Raw genomic sequence first — 22759 nt, 5'->3', positions numbered from 1 at the left:
CGCGTTGGTCCCGACGCCGCCGCTCCCCCGGGAGCGGCGGCGTTCGTTCGTGGGCGCGCGGTTCCATACGCATGGGCCGGAAAGTGTGAACTTCATCCGCCACCTCGCCTCGTGATTGCCCTGCCAACCGTTCGCCACGGTATGGCCCATCCGCCCGCAACCCTTGCAACAGCAACCATCGTCGACCGATGAACCGCAGCTGCGCTCGTGAAAAAAATGTGACGTCGCACTATCAAGTTGCAACGGATCGACGCCGCTATCCGAAGTAGCGACCACGGCAACCGGCTCGCGCCTGCGCTCCACCCTCTCCCACCCCGCTGATTCCGCCCAGCACCCCACGGCTGTGCGCCACTGCCCTGCCCGGAGTTTCAACCATGAAGTGGTTCCACGACCTGCCCATCGCCCGCAAGCTGGCGGTAGGGTTCACCCTCACCACGTTGATGACGCTGGCCCTGGGCAGCTTCGCCCTGGTCCGCCTGGGCGAGGCCAACGCACAGCTACGCGCGATGAGTACCAACGACATTCCCTCGGTGCAGCACCTGGGCGAAGTGCGCGCGCAGCTCGGCGAGTTCCGCACCTACGAAATGGCGCAGCTGACCGTGCTCGACAAACCCGAGTCGGTTGCCGACTACGACAAGCGCATGGCCGACACCGGCAAAGTCGTCAATGCCGAGCTGGCCGCATATGCCGCACTGCCGGCCGGCGACAAGGAACGCCAGTTGTATGACGTGGTCGCCGCGCGCACCGCCGATTACTTCAAGGCCAACGGCCTGATCAAGGAAGCCATCGCCGCCGGCGACGGCGTCACCGCCCAGCAGATTTCCGATGAGCAGTCCCGCCCGGCACGCCGCGCCCTGTTCGCCGCGCTCAAGGAACTGGGGGAGTTCAGCAACGGGGTGATGGCCAGCCGCATCGAGAGCGCCAACGCCACCCACCAGAACAGCGTCTACGCGATCATCGGCTGCATCGTGCTGCTGTCGCTGCTGGCCGCCGTGATGGGCGTGGTCATCTCGCGCGCCATCACCCGCCCGCTGGGCCAGGCCGTGCACGCCATCCAGTCGGTCGCCCGTGGTGACCTGTCGGTCAACATCCAGGCCACGAGCAGGGATGAAGCGGGCAAGATGCTGACCGCCACCCGCGACATGACCGTGATGCTGCGCCGCTTCTCCGAGCAGACCCAGCAGATGGTCGACATGCACGCCGGCCCGGACATCAGCCACCGCATCCCGGAAGATTTCCCCGGCGTGTACGGCCAGCTGGCCGTCGGCATCAATACAGTGATCTTCGAGCACCTGGATGCAATCAAGGACGCGATCAACGTCCTCAACCAGTACGCCGCCGGCGACCTTTCGCCCGATGCCCGCCGCCTGCCCGGCAGCCGCGCGATCCTGCACGAATCGATGGATGCGGCCAAAGCCAGCCTGCTGGCGATCAATACCCAGATCCAGGCACTCGCCCAGGCGGCCGCGGCCGGTGACTTCACCCAGCGTGGCGATGCGACGCGCTTCGACCACGACTTCCGGGTCATGATCGAGCACCTCAACACCATGATGCAGGTCGCCGATGGCAACCTGTCCCAGCTGTCGCACCTGCTGCAGTCGATCGCCAACGGCGACCTGACCGCCCGCATGCAGGGTGAGTTCCGCGGTGTGTTCGCCTCGATGCGTGATGATGCCAACACCACGGTCGCCCAGCTGACCCGGATCGTCGGCCGCATCCAGCAAGCCTCCTCCAGCATCAGCACCGCGGCCGGCGAGATCGCCTCGGGCAACAACGACCTGTCCCGCCGCACCGAGCAGCAGGCCGCCAACCTGGAAGAAACCGCCGCGTCGATGGAAGAGCTGACCTCCACCGTGCGCCAGAACGCCGAACACGCCCGTCAGGCGAACCAGCTTGCGATCGGCGCGCACTCGGTCGCCTCGCAGGGCGGTGACGTGGTGGGCCGCGTGGTCAGCACCATGCACGAGATCGACGCCTCCTCGCGCCGCATCGCCGACATCATCACCGTGATCGACGGCATCGCCTTCCAGACCAACATCCTGGCATTGAACGCCGCGGTGGAAGCGGCCCGTGCCGGCGAGCAGGGCCGTGGTTTCGCCGTGGTCGCCTCGGAAGTGCGCACCCTGGCCCAGCGTTCGGCCGGTGCGGCCAAGGAGATCAAGGGCCTGATCGACGAATCGGTCGGCAAGGTTGCCGAAGGCTCGCAGCTGGTCAACCAGGCCGGCGCGACCATGGGCGAAATCGTGGCCTCGGTGCAGCGCGTGACCGACATCATGGCCGAGATCTCCGCCGCCTCGCAGGAACAGTCGGCCGGCATCGAGCAGGTCAACCAGACTGTCGTTCAGATGGATGAGACCACCCAGCAGAACGCCGCGCTGGTGGAAGAAGCTACTGCCGCCGCCCGTGCCATGGAAGAACAGGCCGGTCACCTGACCGACGCTGTCGCACTGTTCAAGCTGGACAGCCACGGGCACGCGGCACCGGCCACCGTGGTCCATGCACCGGCCGCGCCACGAGCCGTCGCAGCGGCCAAGCCGCGCAGCGTCGTTGCCGCACCGCGACGGGTCAGCCCCCGCGAACCGGCCCTGGCCAACGACACCGAGTGGCAGGAGTTCTGATCGCGCCTGCCACGTGATCACGCGCCCTTCGACACCCCGCTCCGGCGGGGTGTCGTCGTTTCGGCAGGGCCATCGCGCATCGCCGCGCTGCAATTGCCCCTACATAAATGTGAACTACTGCCGATAAACGGACAGAGCCCCGGCATCTACGCCTGCCGGCACCCGCCCAACCCAGCAGATTCCATGTCCGAAGGCAGCCTCGACGCACACGACCGCCCCCATGGCATCCACGACGATGCCACGGATGACAGGTACCTGGTCCGCAACCCCCGCCAGATCCGGCAGTTGCTGCAGGCGCTGATCGACCAGCGTTCGTTGATCAACGCCCATCTCGGCGGCCGTGACCAGTCCTTCCCCACGGCCGTCCTGGAGCTGGACGAAGACGACGACTGGCTGCTGCTCGACGGCAGCCCGTCCGAGCCCTCCAATCGCGCCGCCGAGGACGCCGGCCACCTGCTCTGCTTCGCCCAGCTGGACCGGGTGATGGTCCGCTTTCGCCTGGACGGGCTGGAGCGCGTGCGCAACGAAGGCCATGTTGCCTTCCGCGTGCCGTTCCCGCAGGAACTGGTGCATCTGCAACGCCGCGAACTGTACCGGCTGGAAACGCCGATCACCGATTCCCCGCACCTGCAGTTCCCGGTCAACGAAGATCGCAGCGAAGCGCTCCAGCTGCGCGTGGTCGACATCAGCGGCGGTGGCCTGGCCGTCACGGTGCCGGTGGACTGCAACGTGTTCTCCCTGCAGAAACGCTACGCCGCCCGGCTCGACCTCCCCGACGGCAGCCCGCTGCACGTCTCGCTGATCGTCTGCAACCAGTTGGCGCTCAGACTGCCCAACGGGGCGGAGATGAAGCGGATCGGCATGCGCTTCGACGACCTCCCGCGCGGCGGCGACAGCGCGATCCAGCGCTACATCTTCCGTATCGACCGGCAGCGGAGTGCGCGGAAGAACGGGGAGAGTTGATCGCTGCTTCAACGGCATGGCGTCGCCGCATCCCTGCGGCTCATGGTCCCGACTGAAGGCAGGGTTTGGGTGGGTGGAAGCTAAAGTCGCCCCCGGGCAGGCCGATATCCAGCGTGACCCCCGGTTTTTCGACCGCTACGCCCGACCCAGGACCCCTCGATGAACGACAAGAACAGCAACGCCGCCAGCGACGGCGGCGAGTACCTCAGCTTCACCCTCGGCGCCGAGCACTACGGCGTGGACATCCTCAAAGTCCAGGAAATCCGCGGCTACGACTCCGTCACCCGCGTGCCCGATGCCCCGGATTACATCAAAGGCGTCATCAACCTGCGCGGCACCATCGTCCCCGTCATCGACCTGCGCCTCAAACTGCGCCTGGAAAATGCCACCTACGATGCCTTCACCGTGATGATCGTCCTCAACGTCGAAGACCGCGTCGTCGGCATCGTCGTGGACAGTGTCTCCGACGTCATCCCGCTCGCCGCCGACCAGATCCGCCCGACCCCCGAATTCGGCGCCGCCGTCGATACCCGCTTCATCTCCGGCATCGGCACCCAGGACGACCGCATGCTGATCCTGCTGGATATCGAAACCCTGCTCGACAGCGCCGACATGGGCCAGGCAGCGGTCATCGACGACGTCGCCGCCTGAGACATCCGTCACAGAAAAGCGGCAGTCACGCCGCTGCCGCCGTCTGCAACGGCCACCGTCGAAAAAATTGCTTCAGTTCCCCCCTGACCGGCCGATAGCTGGTTTCAGAACCCGGCTGCACTGGATCGCCCATGGCCGGGCCACCTTGCCCATATCCCCGGAGAATTTTCCCGATGAAGTCCCTGCTTGCCCTGTTCTCGGTCGCCGTGATCGCCTCTTCCGCCTCCACTGCATTCGCCCAGTCCGGTGAAATGATTCCGCCGGAACTGGCACCGCGCTCGGTCGGCAAGGACGGCATGGTCTGCGGCAAGGTCGAAAAGGCCCGCTACGCCGAAGGCTCCGAAGGCCAGCCGACCTTCCTGTACATGGGCGGCGCCTTCCCGCGCCACACCTTCTCGGCCCGCATCGCCGGCGCCAACCGCGACAAGTTCAGCTTCCCGCTGGAATCGCTGGAAGGCAAGACCGTCTGCGTGATCGGCAAGATCGCCCGCGATGCCTCGCGTGCTGAAATCGAAGTCAGCTCGCCGGCCGGCCTGAAGCTGGCCAACATCAAGTAACTGCCCGTTCGCCCTGCCACGCCGGCCCTGGCCGGCGTGGTCGCTGCAACCGGCCCCGACGGCCGGACGCGTTTGCCACTGGAGACCGCACCTGCCATGCCTTGGATCAACAACCTCAAACTGATGCCCAAGTTGATGCTGACTTTCGGCGTCCTCCTGCTGGTGATGCTGCTGCAGGGCATCGTGGCCTATCGTGGCCTGCACTCACTCAACAACGTCACCACCGAACTGGCCGGCCCCCGGATGGACAGCATCCGCACCGCCGGTGAGCTGCGTGGCATGGTCGGCGAGTACCGCAACTCCGCCTACCAGGGCCTCATCCGCGCCAGCGATGACGTCAAGGCCGAAGCCAAGGCCCGCGCCGCGGAGCTTCGCACCCAGATCGACGCCTCGATCAAGAAATACCCCGCGCTGATCGACAATCCCCAGCAGAAGAAGCTGTTTGACACCTTCGCCAAGGATTGGACCGATTCGCTGGCGTCCTACGACGCCGTTACCGAAATGCTCGAGCTGGACCTGCCCGACGATGCCGTGGACACCTTCGTCGGCGAAACCCGCGCCAAGCATCGCAAGGCCTCGGCGGCGCTCGAAGCGCTGATTGCTGAAGACAACCGTCTCGCACGCGCCTCCCGCGAGGAAGCCGAATCCACCTACGCCGCCTCCGCCACGCTGACCGTCATCACCCTGCTGGGCGGCGCCGCCCTGGGCCTGGTGCTGGTGTATCTGTTTGCCCGTTCGCTGGTGGGCAGCATGCGCGGCGCGGTCTCGGTCGCCAACGATGTCGCCAGCGGCAAGCTGGACGGCCATATCGACGTCAGCCGCAAGGATGAAGTGGGCGATCTGCTGCAGGCCATGCAGCGCATGCAGCGCGATCTGCGCGAGCGCACCGAAACCGACCAGGCCATCGCCCGCGAGAACCTGCGCATCCGTACCGCGCTGGATTACAGCTCCACCGGCGTCTACCTGACCGATGCCCACCACACCATCGTCTACAGCAACCGCGCCCTGCAGCAGACCCTGAGCCAGTACGAAGCCGACATCCGCAAGGACCTGCCGGACTTCGACGCCGCCGCCTCGCTGATCGGCAAGTCGGCCGCCGCGCTGGAACATGGCAGCGAAATCGATCCCAAGACCTTGGCCCAACTGCAGCAGCATGGCGTCAGCCGCCGCCCGATGCAGTTCGGCCAGGCCCAGTTCGCCCAGGTGATCTCCTCCATCGCCAACGAGCAGGGCGAGACCGTCGGCCACGTCATCGAATGGCGCGACCGTACCCCTGAAGCCCTGGTGGAAGCCGAAGTTGCCCGCGTGATCGCCCAGGCAGCGGCCGGCGACCTCTCCGGCCGCATCGACAGCGACGGCAAGGAAGGCTTCTTCCTGCAGCTGGCCCAGCAGCTCAACGGTCTGCTGGATGCCAACTCGGCCAGCATCGAACAGGTCTCCAACCTGCTCGCCTCGCTCTCGCAGGGCGACCTGACGGTGCGCATGCACGGCGACTTCCAGGGCGTGTTCGCCCGGATGCGCGACGATGCCAACGCCACCGCCGAACAGCTCAGCGGCATCGTCACCCGGATCAAGCACTCCAGCCAGCAGATCAACTCGGCCGCCAGCGAGATCGCCACCGGCAACAGCGACCTGTCGCGCCGCACCGAGCAGCAGGCCGCCAACCTGGAAGAAACCGCCGCATCGATGGAGGAGCTGACCTCTACCGTGCGCCAGAACGCCGAGCACGCCCGCCAGGCCAACCAGCTCGCCATCGGCGCACACAGCGTCGCCTCCCAGGGCGGTGATGTGGTCGGCCAGGTGGTGACCACCATGAGTGCGATCCAGACCTCGTCCAAGAAGATCGCCGAGATCATCTCGGTCATCGATGGCATCGCCTTCCAGACCAACATCCTGGCGCTGAATGCCGCGGTGGAAGCGGCACGTGCCGGCGAGCAGGGGCGTGGCTTTGCGGTCGTCGCCTCCGAGGTGCGCACCCTGGCCCAGCGCTCGGCCGGCGCGGCCAAGGAGATCAAGGGCCTGATCGACGACTCCGTCGGCAAGGTCAACGATGGCTCGGCGCTGGTACAGAAGGCCGGCGCCACCATGGGCGAAATCGTCGCCTCGGTGCAGCGCGTGACCGACATCATGGCCGAGATTTCCGCGGCTTCGCAGGAACAGTCGGCCGGCATCGAGCAGGTCAACCAGACCGTCGTGCAGATGGATGAGACCACCCAGCAGAACGCCGCGCTGGTGGAAGAAGCCACCGCCGCTGCCCGCGCCATGGAAGAACAGGCCGGTCACCTGACCGACGCGGTGTCCATCTTCAAGCTCGACGAGCAGGAGATCGCCCCGGCGCCGGTCGTGGCCGCACCGCCGCGCGCCGTGCGTGCACCGCTGGCGCAGGCCGCGGTACGTCGCCCGGCCTCGCGCCCAGTGGCCACCGAACTGGCCGACGGCGACTGGCAGGAGTTCTAAGCCCCGCCACGCACCACGCGGAAAGGCCCCGATGCATGCGCATCGGGGCCTTTTTTCTGCGCGTTCCACTGCGGCGCCGCCCGCAACCTGAATACGCTCAGTCGAGCGGACTCAATCGTGGCGACCTGCGGCCGATAACAGCATTGCCGCGACATGTCTGTCGATCAAAGACCCCTGCCCATGAATCTACTCAGCCGCTGGAACCAGTCCTTCTCCAACCTGTCCGTCAGGCGCAAGCTCAACCTGCTGACCGCACTCATCGCCGTCGGCGTGATCGCGCTGGCGATCATTGCTGCCCGCATGCAGTACCTGGACCTTGCCGAAACCCGCAAGGAAGCGCTGAAGACCCAGGTTGAACTCAGCTACGGCATCCTGGCGCACTACACCCGACTGGCCAGTTCCGGCGAGCTGACCGAAGAGGCTGCCAAGGCAGCGGCGTTGCAGGCGCTGGACGTGATGCGTGCCGACAATGACAGCGCGTACTACAACGTGCTCGGCACCGACTACACCCTGTTGATGCACCCCTTCGCGCGTGACCGCGTGGGCAAGGTGCAGAAGGACTACACCTCCAAGGACGGCGTGCCGATCTATCTGCAGCAGGTCGACATGGCCAGGACCGGGGGCGGCTACACGTATTACAAGACCACCAAGCCCGGCAATGACGCCCTGATCGAGAAGGTCACCTACGCCGGCATGTACGCCCCGTGGCAGTGGGTCATCACCAGCGGCGTGTACATGGATGACGTGCAGTCCGACGCATTGGCCTTCACGGCCGTGATGACCGCCAGTGGCGGCGCCGTGGTGTTGATCGTGCTGGGGCTGAGCTGGCTGATCGGCAATCGCATCACCCTGCCCCTGCGCCAGGCCACGCACGTGGCCGAAAGCATCGCCCGCGGCAAGCTGGACAGCCGCATCGGCGAGCAGGCGCACGACGAGCCCGGCCGCCTGCTGGAAAGCATGGCGCGCATGCAGGAACAGCTGCATGCGGTGATCAGCGGCCAGCGCGAGATGGCCCGCCGCCACGATGCCGGCAGCACCGGCTACCGCATGGACGAAACCGCCTTCCCCGGTGAGTACGGCCTGATGGTGCATGAAACCAATACCCTGGTCGGCGCACACGTGCAGACCATGGATGCGGTGCTGGCGGTGGTGCAGCGCTACGCGCAGGGCGACCTCAGCGCGGACATCGCGCGCTACCCCGGTGAGAAGGCCGCCATCACCGCCACCGTGGATGCGGTCAAGCAGAACCTGGGCAACATCAACGGCGAGATCCAGCGCCTGGCCGCGGCGGCCGCCGCCGGCGATTTCAGCCAGCGTGGCGACACCGCCCGCTTCGATCACGATTTCCGCCGGATGATCGGCCACCTCAACGCGATGATGCAGGTCAGCGATGACAACCTGGGCAAGCTCTCCCAGCTGCTCTCGGCGATCGCCGAGGGTGATCTGACCGCGCGCATGCACGGTGACTTCCAGGGCGTGTTCGCCACCATGCGCGACGATGCCAACGCCACCGTCGCGCAGCTGACCCAGATCGTCGGCCAGATCCAGGAGGCCGCCGGCAGCATCAACCTCGCCGCCGGCGAAATCGCCACCGGCAACAGCGATCTCTCGCGCCGTACCGAGCAGCAGGCCGCCAACCTGGAAGAGACCGCCGCATCGATGGAGGAACTCACCTCCACCGTGCGCCAGAACGCCGAGCACGCGCGCCAGGCCAACCAGCTCGCGATCGGCGCACATACCGTCGCCACCCAGGGGGGCCATGTCGTCGGCGAAGTGGTCACCACCATGGCCGCGATCCAGACCTCCTCGAAGAAGATTGCCGAGATCATCTCGGTCATCGACGGCATCGCCTTCCAGACCAACATCCTGGCGCTGAACGCCGCGGTGGAGGCGGCACGTGCCGGGGAACAGGGACGTGGTTTTGCCGTGGTCGCCTCCGAAGTGCGCACCCTGGCCCAGCGCTCGGCGGGCGCGGCCAAGGAGATCAAGGGCCTGATCGACGACTCGGTCGGCAAGGTCGCCGAAGGCTCGCAGCTGGTCAACCAGGCCGGCGCGACCATGGGCGAGATCGTCGCCTCGGTGCAGCGCGTGACCGACATCATGGCCGAGATCTCGGCGGCCTCGCAGGAGCAGTCCGCCGGCATCGACCAGGTCAACCAGACCGTGGTGCAGATGGACGAGACCACCCAGCAGAACGCCGCCCTGGTGGAAGAAGCCACGGCTGCCGCCCGCGCGATGGAAGAACAGGCCACCCAGCTGGCCGATGCCGTGGCCATCTTCCGCCTGGACGACCATGTCGCGCAGGCCGTCAGCGCGGTCACCGCCCGCGCGGTTGCCGGGATGCCGCCGGTGCGTCCCGCCAGCCGCCCAACGCCGGCGGCCCCGCGTGCCGCCACGCCGATGCGTCCCGCGCGCAGCACGCCGGCCGATGACGGCAACTGGCAAGAGTTCTGAGTGCCCGCGGCGATCACCCGGTCGCCGCATCCCCTTCCCCTGCGAGTCCGCCCGTGTCCACGCCCCCCGCCAACGCCGCTTCACCGAACGCTCGCGAATTCGAGTTCGCCGACCGCGACTTCCGCCGCGTCTGCGAACTGATCTACCAGCGGGTCGGCATTTCGCTGGCGCCGGCCAAGCGCGACATGGTCTACGGCCGGCTGTCGCGCCGGCTGCGGGCGCTGGGCATGCGCAGTTTCAGCGAGTACCTGGACCAGCTTGAAGCCCACGGCGGCGACGAATGGCAGGCGTTCACCAATGCGCTCACCACCAACCTGACCGCCTTCTTCCGCGAGCCGCACCACTTCGAGAAGCTGGCCGAGGAACTGCGCCTGCGCGCCGGCCAGGGCACGCTGCAGCTGTGGTCGTGCGCGGCCTCCACCGGTGAGGAGCCCTACTCGATGGCGATCACCGCCTGCGAGACCTTCGGCACGCTCAAGCCGCCGGTGCGCATCCTGGCCACCGACGTGGACACCCAGGTGCTGGCCACCGCCAGCCGTGGCGTCTACGCGATCGACCGCGTCGCCGGGCTGGATCCGGCGATCCGCAAGCGCTACTTCCAGCGCGGCACCGGTCCCAACGAAGGTCACTGCCGGGTCAACCCCGCGCTGCGCGACCTGATCGACTACCGCCCGCTCAACCTGCTCGCCACCCGTTACGACGTTGGCGGCCCGTTCGATGCCCTGTTCTGCCGCAACGTGATGATCTACTTCGACAAACCCACCCAGCGCGGCATCCTCTCGCGGCTCATCCAGCACATGGGCGATGACGGCCTGCTCTACACCGGTCACTCGGAGAACTACCTGCACGCCGCCGACCTGATCCAGCCCTGTGGCCGCACGCTGTACAAACGCGCGCCGGGAGCGCCGGCATGAGTCTGCCGATCCGCAACGACGAGGTGATGCGGTACTTCGACAGCCGCTTCCAGGTCACCGCAGCCAAGCTGCTGCCGACCCAGTACCTGGCCGTGGACGACGCCACCGCGTTGACCACCACCCTGGGCTCCTGCGTGGCCGCCTGCCTGCGCGACCCGGTGCTCAAGATCGGCGGGATGAACCACTTCCTGCTGCCCGAGGGCAACGTCGGTGATGGCGCGCCTGCACGCTACGGCAGCTATGCCATGGAACTGCTGATCAACGACCTGCTCAAGCGCGGCGCCCACCGCAAGCGCCTGGAGGCCAAAGTGTTCGGCGGTGCCAACGTGCTCAAGGGATTCACCAGCAATCCGGTCGGCACCCGCAACGCCGAGTTCGTCCGCCAGTACCTGCAGGCCGAGCACATCCCGATCATCGCCGAGGACCTGTGCGGCATCCACCCGCGCAAGGTGTGGTTCTTCGCCGATACCGGGCGCGTGGTGGTGCAGCGACTGCCGCACGCCCACGAAGCCGAAGTGGCCGCGACCGAATCGGCCGTGCGCGCCCGCCTGTCCAAAGCCCCCGTCACCGGTGGCGTGGAGCTGTTCGAATGAGCCACGGTGTGCCCTGCAAGGTCCTGATCGTCGACGACTCGGCGGTCGTGCGCCAGATGCTCAGCGAGATCCTCGCCAGCGATCCCGGTATCGAGGTGGTCGGCACCGCGGCCGATCCGCTGCTGGCGCGCGAGAAGATCAAGCGCCTGGCGCCGGATGTGATCACGCTGGACGTGGAAATGCCGCGCATGGACGGGCTGGCCTTCCTGGAAAACCTGATGCGCCTGCACCCCCTGCCGGTGGTGATGATTTCCTCGCTGACCGAGCGCGGTGCCGACACCACCCTGCAGGCGCTGGCGCTGGGCGCGGTGGACTTCGTCTCCAAGCCCAAGCTCGACGTCGCCCGCGGCCTGCAGGGCTACGCCGAGGAGATCATCGCCAAGGTCAAGATGGCCGCGCGCTCGCGCGTGCGGCCCCTGTCGCGGCCGAACCCGCCGCGCATCACGCTTGATGCCGTTGCGCCCGTGGCCGTGCCCCGCTCCATCCAGTTCCGCACCACCGACCGCCTGATCGCCATTGGTGCCTCGGCCGGGGGTACCGAAGCCCTGCGCGTGGTGCTGGAGGGCCTGCCGGCCGACGCCCCGGCGGTGGTGATGACCCAGCATCTGCCGGCGCAGTTCAGCACGCCCTTCGCCGAGCGACTGGACCGCCATTCGGCGATGTCGGTGCGCGAGGCCACTGACGGTGAAGCGGTGCTGCCCGGCCACGCCTACCTGCCCCCTGGCGGCAAGCACCTGCGCGTGATCCGCGACGGTGCCCGCTGGCGCTGCCGGATCGACGATGGCCCCCCGATCAACCGCCACAAGCCGGCGGTCGATGTGCTGTTCCGCTCGGTGGCCGAAAGTGCCGGGGCCAACGCCATCGGCGCCATCCTGACCGGCATGGGCGACGACGGCGCCCGCGGCCTGCTGGACCTGCGCAATGCCGGCGCCCCGACCCTGGTGCAGGACGAGGCCACCAGCGTGGTCTGGGGCATGCCCGGCAGCGCGGTGAGGATCGGCGCGGCCGAGGAAATGGTGCCGCTGGAGCGGATCGCCGAGCGCTTGATGGCGTTGGCGCGCAGCTGACCCCGACGGACCGCCTGCTGGCCCTATGCCCAGTACAACCGCATCGGGTTGTCCACCAGCAGCTTGCGCTGCAGCTCGGCGGTCGGCGCGATCCGGGGAATGACATCCACCAGCGCGCCGTCATCGGGCATATGCGATTTCAGGTTCGGGTGCGGCCAGTCCGTGCCCCACAGCACGCGATCGGGGAAGCGCTCCACCAGATGCCGGGCGAACGGCACCACGTCGTCGTAGGTCGGCGGGCCGCTCCGTGACAGACGCTCCGGGCAGCTCACCTTGCTCCACACATTCGGGTGCTCGGCCATCAGCCGCACGAACTGCTGGAACGCCGGGCCATCCACCGGTTGGGTGACGTCCGGGCGGCCCATATGGTCCACCACCACGGTGGTCGGCAACGAGGTGAAAAAGTCCCAGCGTTCGGCCAGGTCGGCCGCCTCGAAGTAGACAACCACGTGCCAGCCCAGCGGCGCGATGCGCTCGATGATCGCGCGGTAGTAGGCATCCGGCTTGGGGTCGACCAGCCGCTTGACGAAGTTGAAGCGAACCCCGCGCACGCCAGCTTCGTGCAGCGCTTGCAGCTCGGCATCGGTCACGCTGTCACGCACGGTCGCCACGCCACGGGCGCGGCCTTCCGCGCTGCGCAGGGCGTCGACCAGGGCGCTGTTGTCGGCGCCGTGGCAGGTGGCCTGGACGATCACGCTGCGCTCGAAACCCAGCCGGTCGCGCAGCGCGAACAACTGGTCCTTTCCTGCATCGCACGGGGTGTACTTGCGCTCGGGGGCATACGGAAACCGGTCGCCCGGGCCGAACACGTGGCAATGCGCATCCACCGCCCCGGGCGGCGGCACGAAACCGGGCACGCTCGGGTCAGGGCAGAAATCCAGCCAGTCAGCGTCTTTCACGAACGTCGTCATCTCACAGACCCCTTGCCTTCAGCTGTGCATCCAGGCGCGGGTAGACGCGCCGCGCGTTGCCTTCGCAAACCTTGTAACGGTCGCCTTCGGACAGGCCCAGCGCGTTCACGTAGCGCAGCGTGTCGTCGAAGAACTGCCCGGTCTCCGGATCAATGCCCCGCACCGCGCCCACCATTTCCGAGCCGAACAGGATGTTGTCGATGTCGATGACCTTGAACAGCAGATCGATGCCCGGCTGATGATAGACGCAGGTATCGAAGAACACGTTCTTCATCACGTGCTCGTTCAGCGGCGGCTTGCCCAGCATGTCGGCCAGCCCGCGGAAGCGCCCCCAGTGGTAGGGCACCGCGCCGCCGCCATGCGGGATGATGAAGCGCAGGTCGGGGAAGTCACGGAACAGGTCGCCCTGCAGGAACTGCATGAACGCCGTGGTATCGGCATTGAGGTAGTGCGCGCCGGTGGCATGGAAGTTGGCATTGCAGCTGCCCGAGACGTGCACCATCGCCGGCACGTCCAGTTCCACCATTTTCTCGAAGAACGGATACCAGGCGCGGTCGGTCAGCGGCAGGCCGGTCCAGTGTCCGCCGGACGGGTCGGGGTTGAGGTTGCAGCCGACGAAGCCCAGTTCGTTGACGCAGCGCTCCAGCTCGGCAATGGAGTGGGCGATCGGTACGCCAGGCGACTGCGGCAGCTGGCACACGCCGATGAAGGTTTCCGGATAGAGCGCCACCACGCGGGCGATCAGGTCGTTGCAGCGGCGGGTCCACTCGGCGCTGACCCGTTCATCGCCGATGTGGTGGGCCATCGTGCTGGCGCGGGGGGAAAAGATGGTCATGTCCGCACCGCGCTCGCGCAGCAGGCGCAGCTGGTTGCCCTCCACGCTCTGGCGCAGTTCCGCATCGCTGATGTCCGGATAGACCGGCACAGGCAGCGAGGGATCGTTGTAGTGCGCGATCTGCTGTTTGCGGAAGGCGTCGTGGCTGGCGGGGGCGGTCGTGTAGTGACCGTGGCAGTCGATGATCATGCAAGGGCCTCGTGGCGGAGGAATCACCAGCCGAACAGCTGGGCGAAGTGGATGTCCACGCGCAGCCCGACGATCAGCGCACCGGGGATGTCGGTGGTGCGGGTCGGCGCGTAGATGGGGTCGGGGTTGATGACGTACTGCAGGTTGGGCATCACGCGGATCCCCTTGTGCACGGCCCAGCCATAGCTGAGTTCGGCGATGATTTCGTCCGCATGAGGAGCCCCGCTACCGCCGTTTCGGGTGCGCCGGTCGCGCAGGAAGTCGATCTGTTCATCGCTGAAATGGGTGTTGGAGACGAACATCGCCAGCGTGTCCTGCTCGCGGCCGGCGAAGGTACCGGTCTTGACGAAGCCGGCCGAGAAGAAGGTATCGATCGGTGCTTCGTTGCCCGTGTTCACGTATGCCCGTGCGAACAGTGCGAGGTTGCGCTTGCCTTCGCCACGCCAGACGGTCTGGTCGGCCATCGCATACCCGCCCGCCCGCGCACCGTCCTGCACGGCGGTCGGTCTGCCGGTCAGCGCCGCGGAGTTGCCGTCGGCGTCGTAGTAGGAGCTCTTGCCCCCATCGCTGTTGCGGTACATGCCCAGCCGGTAGGTCCGTGGCAGGCGGTCATTGGCGAAGCTGGTCTGGTAACCCACTTCATAGGCGGTGATGGTGCCGGTGCCCTCGCCCACCGAAAAGTCCAGGCCGTTCTTGCCAGCCTTGTTCAACTCGTTGTTGTAGTCGAACGCGCCAGCCTGCGCATACCAGCGCTCGTTCACGTCGTAGCGCACGATCCCGGCCCAGGACGCGTTCGGGTAGGCGGTGATGCCCAGGTCGGTGATCGCCCCATACGGGGTCAGGCACATCGCGTTGCTCATGAACACGCAGTTGAGCGCGGAGCTGTTGAAGTAGCTGTTCACCGGGGCGCGCCCGGCGATGATGCTCAGGCCGTTGTCGAAGCGGTGGCGCAGGGTCAGGCGGGTCAGGCGCCCGCCGGCCACCGGCCGCCAGGTCTGCTGGGCACTGATCGAATTGCCGATCTTCTCGCGTGCCAGGTTGCGGCCGGCGAACCAGGCCCACTGCGCGTCGACCTCGGTGTTGTGGATACCCCACAGCGTGTCCAGATCCAGCTTGGACTGGGCCATCACCCAGTACGAGCCTTCGGTGCCCTGCTCGACACCGCCGACCGGATTGGAGGCGACGTTGCCGACCAGGTCCAGCGTGAGATCGACGCCATCAGGCAGACCGCCCTGGGTTGCAGAGGACGCGGCGAACGCCGGCGCCGCCAGGCTGGCAGCCACCAGCAGGGAAAGAGTGTTGCGGGAGAAACGGGACACAAGCGCCTCCTGTGCGCGGCCGGAGCCGCGCAACGGATGGATGTCGGGAGGCCGCGGCAGCGCCGCGGCGGGAGGATCAGACCGTGGCGGCGGTCAGCACGCGGCGGCGCAGGCGGCGGGTGCCGATCTGCTCGGCCAGCACCTTCTCATCCAGCTTGCCTTCCCACTTGGCGATGACCAGCACCGCGATCGCATTGCCGATCAGGTTCACGAAGGTCAGCCCCTCGGCCAGGATCCGGTGGATGCCCAGGATCAACGCGATGCTCGCCACCGGAATGGTGCCGGTCGTGCCCAGCGTCGCCGCGAGCACCACGAATGCCGCACCGGCCACGCCAGCCGCCCCTTTGGAGGTCAGCAGCAGCACCGCGATCAGGCCCAGCTGGTGCCACACGGTCAGTTCGGTGTTGGTCGCCTGGGCCAGGAACAGCGCCACGGTGGTCAGGTACAGGCAGGTGCCATCCAGGTTGAACGAGTAACCGGCGGGGATCACGAAACCGACCACGCCTTCCTCGCAGCCCAGCTTCTTCATCTTCTCGATCAGGCGCGGCAGCACCGTTTCGGTGGAGGTGGTCGCCGCGACGATCACGATCTCATCGCGCAGATAGCCCAGCAGCCGCCACAGGCTGGCGCCGGTCCACCAGCACACGCTGCCCAGCACCAGCACGGTGAACAGCCCGCAGACCACGAAGAACTCGATGATCAGCTCGCCCAGCGACAGCAGCGAGCCCGCGCCGAACTGGCCGACGGTGAAGGCGATCGCACCAAACGCACCGATCGGGGCGAAGTACATGATGTAGCCGATGATCTTGAACAGCGCGCCCGAGGTCGACTCGATCACCTTCATCACCGGCGCGCCGCGCTCGCCGATCGAGGCCAGCGCCACGCCGAACAGCACCGCCACGAACAGCACCTGCAGTACATGCGCTTCGGTGAAGGCGCTGACCAGCGTATTGGGGATGATCGCCATGACGTAGGACACGATCGACTGGTCGTGCGCACTGTGCACGTAGCCCTGGATGCTGGCCATGTCGATCGTGGCCGGGTCGATGTTCATGCCGGCGCCGGGCTTCCAGACATCGACCACGACCAGGCCCACGATCAGCGCCAGGATGGTGATGACTTCGAAGTAGATCAGCGACTTCAAGGCCAGGCGGCCCACGCTGCGCATGTCGCGCATGCCGGCGATGCCATGCACCACCGTGACGAAGATGATCGGACCGATCATCATCCGGATCAGCTTGATGAAGGCGTCGCCGAAGGGTTTCATCGCCGAGCCGATGTCTGGCTGCAGCCACCCCAACAACACACCGATCAGCGTACCGGCCAGCACCTGGAACCAGAGCTGGCCAACAATGCCGAAGCGGCTCGGCCGCTTCTCTACAACGGTCATATCAACCCTCCCAGGTCACAAGAATAAGGACGTCGTACGTATTCAGTCGAACAGCACGCCGTCGAAGAGCTTCCGCGCAGTGCGCAGTACGGCGGCGCGGGACACCTGCCCGGCCGTATCCAGATCAAGCACGGCCGCGGTGCTGCCGCTGGGATGTTCGATCTCCAGCGTCTGGTGCAGGCCGCCGGGCAGCACCGCCAGGGGGTGCGCGGGTGAGTCCGGCAGCAGGCAGGCGGTGGCGACCGTCACTGCCCCGAGCACGCCGATGGAGGCGTGGCAGCGGTGCGGAATGAAGGAACGGACGCTGATCGCCCCGCCCGCGCGCGGCGCGGCCACCAGCATGATCTTGGGCACCGACTGGGCACGGACATCGCCGAGCCGCATCAGCGGGCCGGCCTGCAGGCGGATGGCCTCCAACCGTGCCTTGAGCGCCTCGTCCGCATCCAGCGTGGCGCGGTCCTCATGCCCGCTGATCCCGACATCGCCGGCACGCAGCACCACGCACGGCATGCCGTTGTCGATCAGCGTCACCTGCACGCCGTCGATGACATCCACGGCCTGGCCGGTCGGCAGCAGGGCACCACAGCTGGAGCCGGCAACATCGGCGAACGCCAGCGGCACCGGCGCGGCGCTGCCAGGGACACCATCGATGCGCGCCTCACCGTCGTAGGCCACCTTGCCCTGCGGCGTCTGTACGCTGGCCACGGCGAGCGTACCGGTGTTGCACATGAAGATGCGCACCTCGGTCTGATCCGTGGTGGCGGCAACCAGCCCGCGCTCGATCGCGAACGGGCCGACCGCGGCCAGCATGTTGCCGCAGTTCTGCGCATCGCTCACCACGGCCTGGTCCACGAAGACCTGCAGGAACAGGTACTCCACGTCGGCATCGGCGCGACTGGAAGGCGCCACGACGGCGACCTTGGAGGTCAACGGATCGCCGCCGCCCATGCCATCGATCTGGCGCGGATCGGGCGAACCGAACGCACGCAGCAGGAAGGCATCACGCGCGGCCGGCGCGGCGGGCAGCTCCGACGCGAGGAAGAGCCCGCCCTTGGAGGTGCCACCGCGCATCCACATCGCGCGCACGCCCTTACTCATAGCGCAGGCCCTTGGCCGCCAGGCGCTCACGCATCTGGTAGATGTCCAGGCCGAGCTCGCCCTTGGCCAGGCGTTCGCGCTTGTCGGCCTCGCGCGCCTCGCGCGCCCGTGCGTCGGCGGCTACCCGGTCTGCATCGGCACGCGGCACGATGCAGACGCCGTCATCGTCTGCGATCACCACGTCGCCCGGCTGGACCAGCGCCCCGCCGCAGGCCACCGGCACATTCACCGAACCCAGCGTTTCCTTGACCGTACCCTGTGCGTGGACAGCGCGGCTCCAGACCGGAAAGCCCATCGCGGTGAGGTCACGCACGTCGCGCACGCCGGCGTCGATCACCAGCCCGCGGCAGCCGCGCACCTGGGCCGAGGTCGCCAGCAGATCGCCGAAGTAGCCGTCCGTGCAATCACTGGTGGGCGCGACCACCAGTACATCGCCCTCGCGCAGCTGTTCGATCGCCACGTGCATCATCCAGTTGTCGCCCGGCGGCACCGATACAGTGACCGCGCTGCCGGCGATGCGGACGCCGCTGTAGATCGGGCGCAGCCGTGGATGCAGCAGGCCGCTGCGGCCCTGCGCTTCGTGCGCGGTGGCGACACCGGCCTCTGCCAGCACCTGGATCGCCGCCGGAGCAGCGCGTTCGATAGAAGAAACTACCCGGGACATCCATCCATCCTTCGTTGACGATGACGCAGTCTGTCGTTGCCCGGCCTGCCCCCTCAAGATCGTTTTTCGAAACAGCCATTGGGTTTGGTTATAGTTGATGCATGAGCAGCCCTCTGGATCTGAACCTCAAGCATCTGCACGCCCTTGCCGCCGTCTACCACCACGGCGGCATCAGCGCCGCCGCTCCGCACGTGAACCTGTCCCAGCCGGCCCTGACCCAGGCCATCGCGCGGCTGGAGAAACAGTTGGACGCGCCGCTCTTCGACCGGCAGCCCGGTGGCATGTCGCCCACCGAGGCGGCCGACCTGCTGGTCCCCCGCATCGAACGCGCGCTGGACTACATCACGCACGGTGTCCGCGTGGCCCGTCGCGCGCAGCGGCTGCCGGCGATGCCGGCTGTCGAACGCCGCGTCACCCTGGGCCAGCTGCGCGCCCTGGCGGCGGTGGATACGGCCGGCAGCTTCACCCTGGCTGCCAGTCGCGCGGGCGTGTCGCAGCCCGCGATCTACCGTGCGGTGCACGAGCTGTCCGAGGTGATCGAAACACCGCTGACCGTGCGCCGAGGCAAGACCGTGCAACCGACGCCGGCGGCGACGCGCATGCTGCGCCTGGTCCGGCTGGCCCTGTCCGAACTCGGCGCCGGCATCGATGAACTCGCCTCGCTGCGCTCGCAGCAGGGCGGCCGGGTTTCGCTGGGGGTCATGCCGCTCGCGCGGGCGATCCTGCTGCCCCAGGTACTGGCACGCTTCGCGCGGGCCTATCCGGGCGCCACCGTGAACGTGATCGAAGGCCCCTACGCCGAACTGCTGGGCGATCTGCGCGAGGGCAGCCTGGACCTGTTGATCGGCGCGATGCGCGACAGGCTGCCGGTGCGCGACATCGCCCAGGAAGGGCTGTTCGACGACGACCCGGTCATTGTCGCGCGCAGCGGTCATCCCCTGGCCGCGACCAAGGGCTTCGGCTTTGCCCGGCTGCTGGACTACCCGTGGGTGATCGCCGCGACCGGCGCACCGGTGCGGGCGCGCTGGGAACACATGTTCCGGCAGCACGGCCACGAACCGCCGCGGCTGCGCATCGAGTGTGGTTCGGTGCTGATCACGCGCGGCCTGCTGCTCGAAGATGATTGGCTCACCTTGATGTCGCGCGATCAGTTCGTGTTCGAACGCCGCGCCGGCCTGCTCTGCGAGGTAGGCCGGGCCGGCGATGACCTGCGCCGCCGCATCGGACTGACGACCCGCGCTGACTGGCACCCTACCCGGCTGCAGCAGGCGTTCGTGGAAACCTTCCGCCAAGTCTGCGCCGAGCGCAACGAGGTGACCGACGACGCCTGGCCGTTCCGGTTTCCGGCGACCTGATCGTGCACATGAAAAAACACCCGGCTCGCGCCGGGTGTTTTCGTGTTTCATCCATCGGCCAGTGACCGATGGGTTACCGAAGCCGGGCAGCGCCCGGCATCGGATCAGGCAGCAACCGTACCGGCCACGTCCTGATAGTCCTCGATCTGGTCGAAGTTCATGTAGCGGTAGATGTCCTTGCTGCTGGCATCCAGCACGCCGATGTCGGCCATGTACTCTTCCTTGGTCGGGATGCGACCCAGGCGCGAGCAGATCGCGGCCAGCTCGGCCGAACCCAGGTACACGTTGGAGTTGCGGCCCAGGCGGTTCGGGAAGTTGCGGGTCGAGGTGGAGAACACCGTCGCGCCCTCACGCACCTGCGCCTGGTTGCCCATGCACAGCGAGCAGCCCGGCATTTCCATGCGGGCACCGGCGGTGCCGAAGGTGCCGTAATGCCCTTCCTTGGTCAGCTCCGAAGCATCCATCTTGGTCGGCGGGGCGACCCACAGCTTGGTCGGGATGTCGCGCTTGCCTTCCAGCAGCTTGGCCGCCGCACGGAAGTGACCGATGTTGGTCATGCACGACCCGATGAACACCTCGTCGATCGCCGCACCGGCGACGTCGGACAGCGTCTTGACGTCGTCCGGATCGTTCGGGCAGGCCACGATCGGCTCGTGGATGTCGGCCAGGTCGATCTCGATGACGGCGGCGTACTCGGCGTCGGCATCCGGCTCCAGCAGCTCCGGGTTGGCCAGCCAGGCTTCCATCTTCTCGATGCGGCGCGCCAGCGAACGGGCGTCCTGGTAACCCTCGGCAATCATCCACTTCAGCAGCGTGATGTTGCTGGTGAGGTACTCGATGATCGGCTCCTTGTTCAGGTGCACCGAGCAACCGGCCGCCGAACGCTCGGCCGAGGCATCGGAGAGTTCGAACGCCTGCTCGACCTTCAGATCCGGCAGACCCTCGATTTCCAGGATGCGACCGGAGAAGATGTTCTTCTTGCCGGCCTTGGCCACGGTCAGCAGGCCGGACTTGATCGCGTACAGCGGGATCGCGTTGACCAGGTCACGCAGGGTCACGCCCGGCTGCATCGTGCCCTTGAAGCGGACCAGCACCGATTCGGGCATGTCCAGCGGCATCACGCCGGTGGCGGCCGCGAAGGCGACCAGGCCCGAGCCGGCCGGGAACGAAATGCCCACCGGGAAACGGGTGTGCGAGTCGCCGCCGGTGCCGACGGTGTCGGGCAGCAGCATGCGGTTGAGCCAGCTGTGGATCACGCCATCGCCCGGACGCAGCGAGATGCCGCCACGGGTGGAGATGAACTCCGGCAGAGTGTGGTGGGTCTTGACGTCCACCGGCTTCGGGTACGCGGCGGTGTGGCAGAACGACTGCATCACCAGGTCGGCCGAGAAGCCCAGGCAGGCCAGGTCCTTCAGCTCGTCGCGGGTCATCGGGCCGGTGGTGTCCTGCGAGCCCACCGAGGTCATCTTCGGTTCGCAGTAGGTGCCCGGGCGCATGCCCTGGCCTTCCGGCAGGCCACAGGCGCGGCCAACCATCTTCTGCGCCAGCGAGAAGCCCTTGCCGGTATCCGGCGGGTCCATCGGCAGGCGGAACAGATCGGTCGGAGCCAGGCCCAACGCTTCGCGCGCCTTGGCGGTCAGGCCACGGCCGATGATCAGCGGAATGCGGCCACCGGCGCGCACTTCGTCGAACAGCACGTCGGACTTGACCTTGAACTCGGCGATCACCGCGCCGTCCTTCAGCGCCTTGCCGTCGTACGGGCGCAGCTCGATCACATCGCCCATGTTCATCTGCGACACGTCGAGTTCGATCGGCAGCGCGCCGGCGTCTTCCATCGTGTTGTAGAAGATCGGGGCGATCTTCGAACCCAGGCACACACCGCCGAAGCGCTTGTTCGGAATGAACGGAATATCTTCGCCGGTGAACCACAGCACCGAGTTGGTGGCCGACTTGCGGCTCGAACCGGTACCGACCACGTCGCCCACGTAGGCGACCAGGTGGCCCTTGTCCTTCAGCGATTCGATGAACTTGACCGGGCCGCGCTTGCCGTCTTCTTCCGGCTCGATGCCATCACGCTTGTTCTTCAGCATCGCCAGGGCGTGCAGCGGGATGTCCGGGCGGGTGGTGGCGTCCGGGGCCGGCGACAGGTCATCGGTGTTGGTTTCGCCGGTCACCTTGAGCACGGTGATGGTCAGGCTCTGGGGCACCTGCGGGCGGCTGGTGAACCACTCCGCATCGGCCCAGCTCTGCAGCACGCCCTGGGCGTTCGCGTTGCCGGCCTTGGCCTTTTCCTGCACATCGTGGAAGGCATCGAACACCAGCAGGGTGTTCTTCAGCGCATCGGCGGCGATCGCGCCGACGGTGGCGTCGTCCAGCAGCTGCACCAGCGGGGCGACGTTGTAACCACCGAGCATGGTGCCCAGCAGTTCGGTGGCGCGCTCGCGCGTGATCAGCGGATTGACTTCGCTGCCCAGCGCGATCGCGGCCAGGTACGAGGCTTTGACCTTGGCGGCGTCATCCACGCCGGCCGGCACGCGGTGGGTCAGCAGTTCCAGCAGGAACTCGGCTTCGCCCGCCGGCGGGTTCTTCAGCAGCTCGATGACGTCGGCCGTCTGCTGGGCGCTCAGCGGCAGCGGCGGGATGCCAAGCGCGGCGCGCTCGGCTACGTGGTGGCGGTAGGCTTCCAACATGACAACTCCCGGGTGATTCTTTGAAAGAATGCGG

17 protein-coding genes are annotated in these 22759 nt (G+C 67.2%); 10 read left to right on the top strand and 7 right to left on the bottom strand.

The window, feature by feature from the left end:
- The first annotated feature begins 374 nt into the window (after positions 1-374).
- The 9 genes from C0R07_RS06490 to C0R07_RS06450 all read left to right on the top strand — a co-directional run bounded on the left by C0R07_RS06490 (position 375) and on the right by C0R07_RS06450 (position 12274).
- Positions 375-2618: a methyl-accepting chemotaxis protein gene (locus tag C0R07_RS06490; protein WP_102788449.1), complete on the top strand. Its 2244-nt coding sequence runs from the start codon at positions 375-377 to the stop codon at positions 2616-2618.
- A gap of 183 nt (positions 2619-2801) precedes the next feature.
- The gene (locus C0R07_RS06485) at positions 2802-3581 is read left to right on the top strand and encodes a flagellar brake protein (protein WP_046273421.1); all 780 of its coding nucleotides are present in this window, start codon (positions 2802-2804) and stop codon (positions 3579-3581) included.
- A gap of 159 nt (positions 3582-3740) precedes the next feature.
- The gene (locus C0R07_RS06480) at positions 3741-4232 is read left to right on the top strand and encodes a chemotaxis protein CheW (protein ID WP_019182921.1); all 492 of its coding nucleotides are present in this window, start codon (positions 3741-3743) and stop codon (positions 4230-4232) included.
- 173 nt (positions 4233-4405) lie between these two features.
- Complete coding sequence (locus C0R07_RS06475; RefSeq protein WP_019182922.1) at positions 4406-4789, top strand: hypothetical protein; 384 nt, start codon at positions 4406-4408, stop codon at positions 4787-4789.
- Between the two features lie 96 nt (positions 4790-4885).
- Positions 4886-7246 carry a methyl-accepting chemotaxis protein gene (locus tag C0R07_RS06470; protein WP_102788448.1) on the top strand — a complete coding sequence of 787 codons (2361 nt, stop codon included), beginning with the start codon at positions 4886-4888 and terminating at the stop codon, positions 7244-7246.
- A gap of 180 nt (positions 7247-7426) precedes the next feature.
- Positions 7427-9700, top strand: a complete 2274-nt coding sequence (locus tag C0R07_RS06465; RefSeq protein WP_102788447.1) for a methyl-accepting chemotaxis protein — start codon at positions 7427-7429, stop codon at positions 9698-9700.
- A 53-nt stretch (positions 9701-9753) separates the two neighbouring features.
- The gene (locus C0R07_RS06460; RefSeq protein WP_019182925.1) at positions 9754-10614 is read left to right on the top strand and encodes a CheR family methyltransferase; all 861 of its coding nucleotides are present in this window, start codon (positions 9754-9756) and stop codon (positions 10612-10614) included.
- The gene (cheD, locus tag C0R07_RS06455; protein ID WP_019182926.1) at positions 10611-11207 is read left to right on the top strand and encodes a chemoreceptor glutamine deamidase CheD; all 597 of its coding nucleotides are present in this window, start codon (positions 10611-10613) and stop codon (positions 11205-11207) included. The genes C0R07_RS06460 and cheD overlap by 4 nt, the downstream gene beginning before the upstream one ends.
- Entirely contained in the window at positions 11204-12274 is a 1071-nt protein-coding gene (locus C0R07_RS06450; protein WP_070427310.1) for a protein-glutamate methylesterase/protein-glutamine glutaminase, read from the top strand. The genes cheD and C0R07_RS06450 overlap by 4 nt, the downstream gene beginning before the upstream one ends.
- A gap of 23 nt (positions 12275-12297) precedes the next feature.
- Here the strand turns inward: C0R07_RS06450 and C0R07_RS06445 are convergent, their stop codons facing one another.
- From C0R07_RS06445 to C0R07_RS06420, 6 genes are all read right to left on the bottom strand, one after another.
- Entirely contained in the window at positions 12298-13185 is an 888-nt protein-coding gene (locus tag C0R07_RS06445; protein ID WP_070472829.1) for an amidohydrolase family protein, read from the bottom strand.
- 1 nt (position 13186) lies between these two features.
- Positions 13187-14209, bottom strand: coding sequence for an amidohydrolase family protein (locus C0R07_RS06440; protein WP_019182929.1), 1023 nt, complete (start codon positions 14207-14209; stop codon positions 13187-13189).
- 23 nt (positions 14210-14232) lie between these two features.
- Positions 14233-15528, bottom strand: a complete 1296-nt coding sequence (locus tag C0R07_RS06435) for a carbohydrate porin (protein ID WP_102788446.1) — start codon at positions 15526-15528, stop codon at positions 14233-14235.
- A gap of 76 nt (positions 15529-15604) precedes the next feature.
- Complete coding sequence (gene dctA, locus C0R07_RS06430) at positions 15605-16918, bottom strand: C4-dicarboxylate transporter DctA (protein ID WP_102788445.1); 1314 nt, start codon at positions 16916-16918, stop codon at positions 15605-15607.
- Between the two features lie 42 nt (positions 16919-16960).
- On the bottom strand, positions 16961-18016 hold the full coding sequence (locus tag C0R07_RS06425) for a 4-oxalomesaconate tautomerase (RefSeq protein WP_102788444.1): 1056 nt from the start codon (positions 18014-18016) through the stop codon (positions 16961-16963).
- The gene (locus C0R07_RS06420; protein WP_070472842.1) at positions 18009-18680 is read right to left on the bottom strand and encodes a 4-carboxy-4-hydroxy-2-oxoadipate aldolase/oxaloacetate decarboxylase; all 672 of its coding nucleotides are present in this window, start codon (positions 18678-18680) and stop codon (positions 18009-18011) included. Before C0R07_RS06420 ends, C0R07_RS06425 begins: the two co-directional genes overlap by 8 nt.
- A 101-nt stretch (positions 18681-18781) precedes the next feature.
- Here C0R07_RS06420 and C0R07_RS06415 point away from each other — a divergent pair, with 101 nt between their 5' ends.
- Positions 18782-20035, top strand: coding sequence for a LysR family transcriptional regulator (locus C0R07_RS06415; RefSeq protein ID WP_019182934.1), 1254 nt, complete (start codon positions 18782-18784; stop codon positions 20033-20035).
- A 104-nt stretch (positions 20036-20139) separates the two neighbouring features.
- Here the strand turns inward: C0R07_RS06415 and acnB are convergent, their stop codons facing one another.
- Complete coding sequence (gene acnB / locus C0R07_RS06410; RefSeq protein ID WP_102788443.1) at positions 20140-22725, bottom strand: bifunctional aconitate hydratase 2/2-methylisocitrate dehydratase; 2586 nt, start codon at positions 22723-22725, stop codon at positions 20140-20142.
- Positions 22726-22759 lie beyond the last annotated feature (34 nt).

Origin of the sequence: Stenotrophomonas bentonitica, from assembly GCF_002887735.1 — a bacterium.
GTDB lineage: Bacteria > Pseudomonadota > Gammaproteobacteria > Xanthomonadales > Xanthomonadaceae > Stenotrophomonas > Stenotrophomonas bentonitica_A.
The sequence above is the reverse complement of the archived record's forward strand: the minus strand, read 5'-3'. Positions and strand labels throughout refer to the sequence as shown.

What these genes read in the sequence shown, in the direction of transcription:
- C0R07_RS06490 (WP_102788449.1), top strand. Translation starts at nt 375, where the DNA reads ATGAAGTGGTTCCACGACCTGCCCATCGCCCGCAAGCTGGCGGTAGGG.
- C0R07_RS06485 (WP_046273421.1), top strand. Translation starts at nt 2,802, where the DNA reads ATGTCCGAAGGCAGCCTCGACGCACACGACCGCCCCCATGGCATCCAC.
- C0R07_RS06480 (WP_019182921.1), top strand. Translation starts at nt 3,741, where the DNA reads ATGAACGACAAGAACAGCAACGCCGCCAGCGACGGCGGCGAGTACCTC.
- C0R07_RS06475 (WP_019182922.1), top strand. Translation starts at nt 4,406, where the DNA reads ATGAAGTCCCTGCTTGCCCTGTTCTCGGTCGCCGTGATCGCCTCTTCC.
- C0R07_RS06470 (WP_102788448.1), top strand. Translation starts at nt 4,886, where the DNA reads ATGCCTTGGATCAACAACCTCAAACTGATGCCCAAGTTGATGCTGACT.
- C0R07_RS06465 (WP_102788447.1), top strand. Translation starts at nt 7,427, where the DNA reads ATGAATCTACTCAGCCGCTGGAACCAGTCCTTCTCCAACCTGTCCGTC.
- cheD (WP_019182926.1), top strand. Translation starts at nt 10,611, where the DNA reads ATGAGTCTGCCGATCCGCAACGACGAGGTGATGCGGTACTTCGACAGC.
- C0R07_RS06450 (WP_070427310.1), top strand. Translation starts at nt 11,204, where the DNA reads ATGAGCCACGGTGTGCCCTGCAAGGTCCTGATCGTCGACGACTCGGCG.
- C0R07_RS06445 (WP_070472829.1), bottom strand. Translation starts at nt 13,185, where the DNA reads ATGACGACGTTCGTGAAAGACGCTGACTGGCTGGATTTCTGCCCTGAC.
- C0R07_RS06440 (WP_019182929.1), bottom strand. Translation starts at nt 14,209, where the DNA reads ATGATCATCGACTGCCACGGTCACTACACGACCGCCCCCGCCAGCCAC.
- dctA (WP_102788445.1), bottom strand. Translation starts at nt 16,918, where the DNA reads ATGACCGTTGTAGAGAAGCGGCCGAGCCGCTTCGGCATTGTTGGCCAG.
- C0R07_RS06425 (WP_102788444.1), bottom strand. Translation starts at nt 18,016, where the DNA reads ATGAGTAAGGGCGTGCGCGCGATGTGGATGCGCGGTGGCACCTCCAAG.
- C0R07_RS06420 (WP_070472842.1), bottom strand. Translation starts at nt 18,680, where the DNA reads ATGTCCCGGGTAGTTTCTTCTATCGAACGCGCTGCTCCGGCGGCGATC.
- C0R07_RS06415 (WP_019182934.1), top strand. Translation starts at nt 18,782, where the DNA reads ATGAGCAGCCCTCTGGATCTGAACCTCAAGCATCTGCACGCCCTTGCC.
- acnB (WP_102788443.1), bottom strand. Translation starts at nt 22,725, where the DNA reads ATGTTGGAAGCCTACCGCCACCACGTAGCCGAGCGCGCCGCGCTTGGC.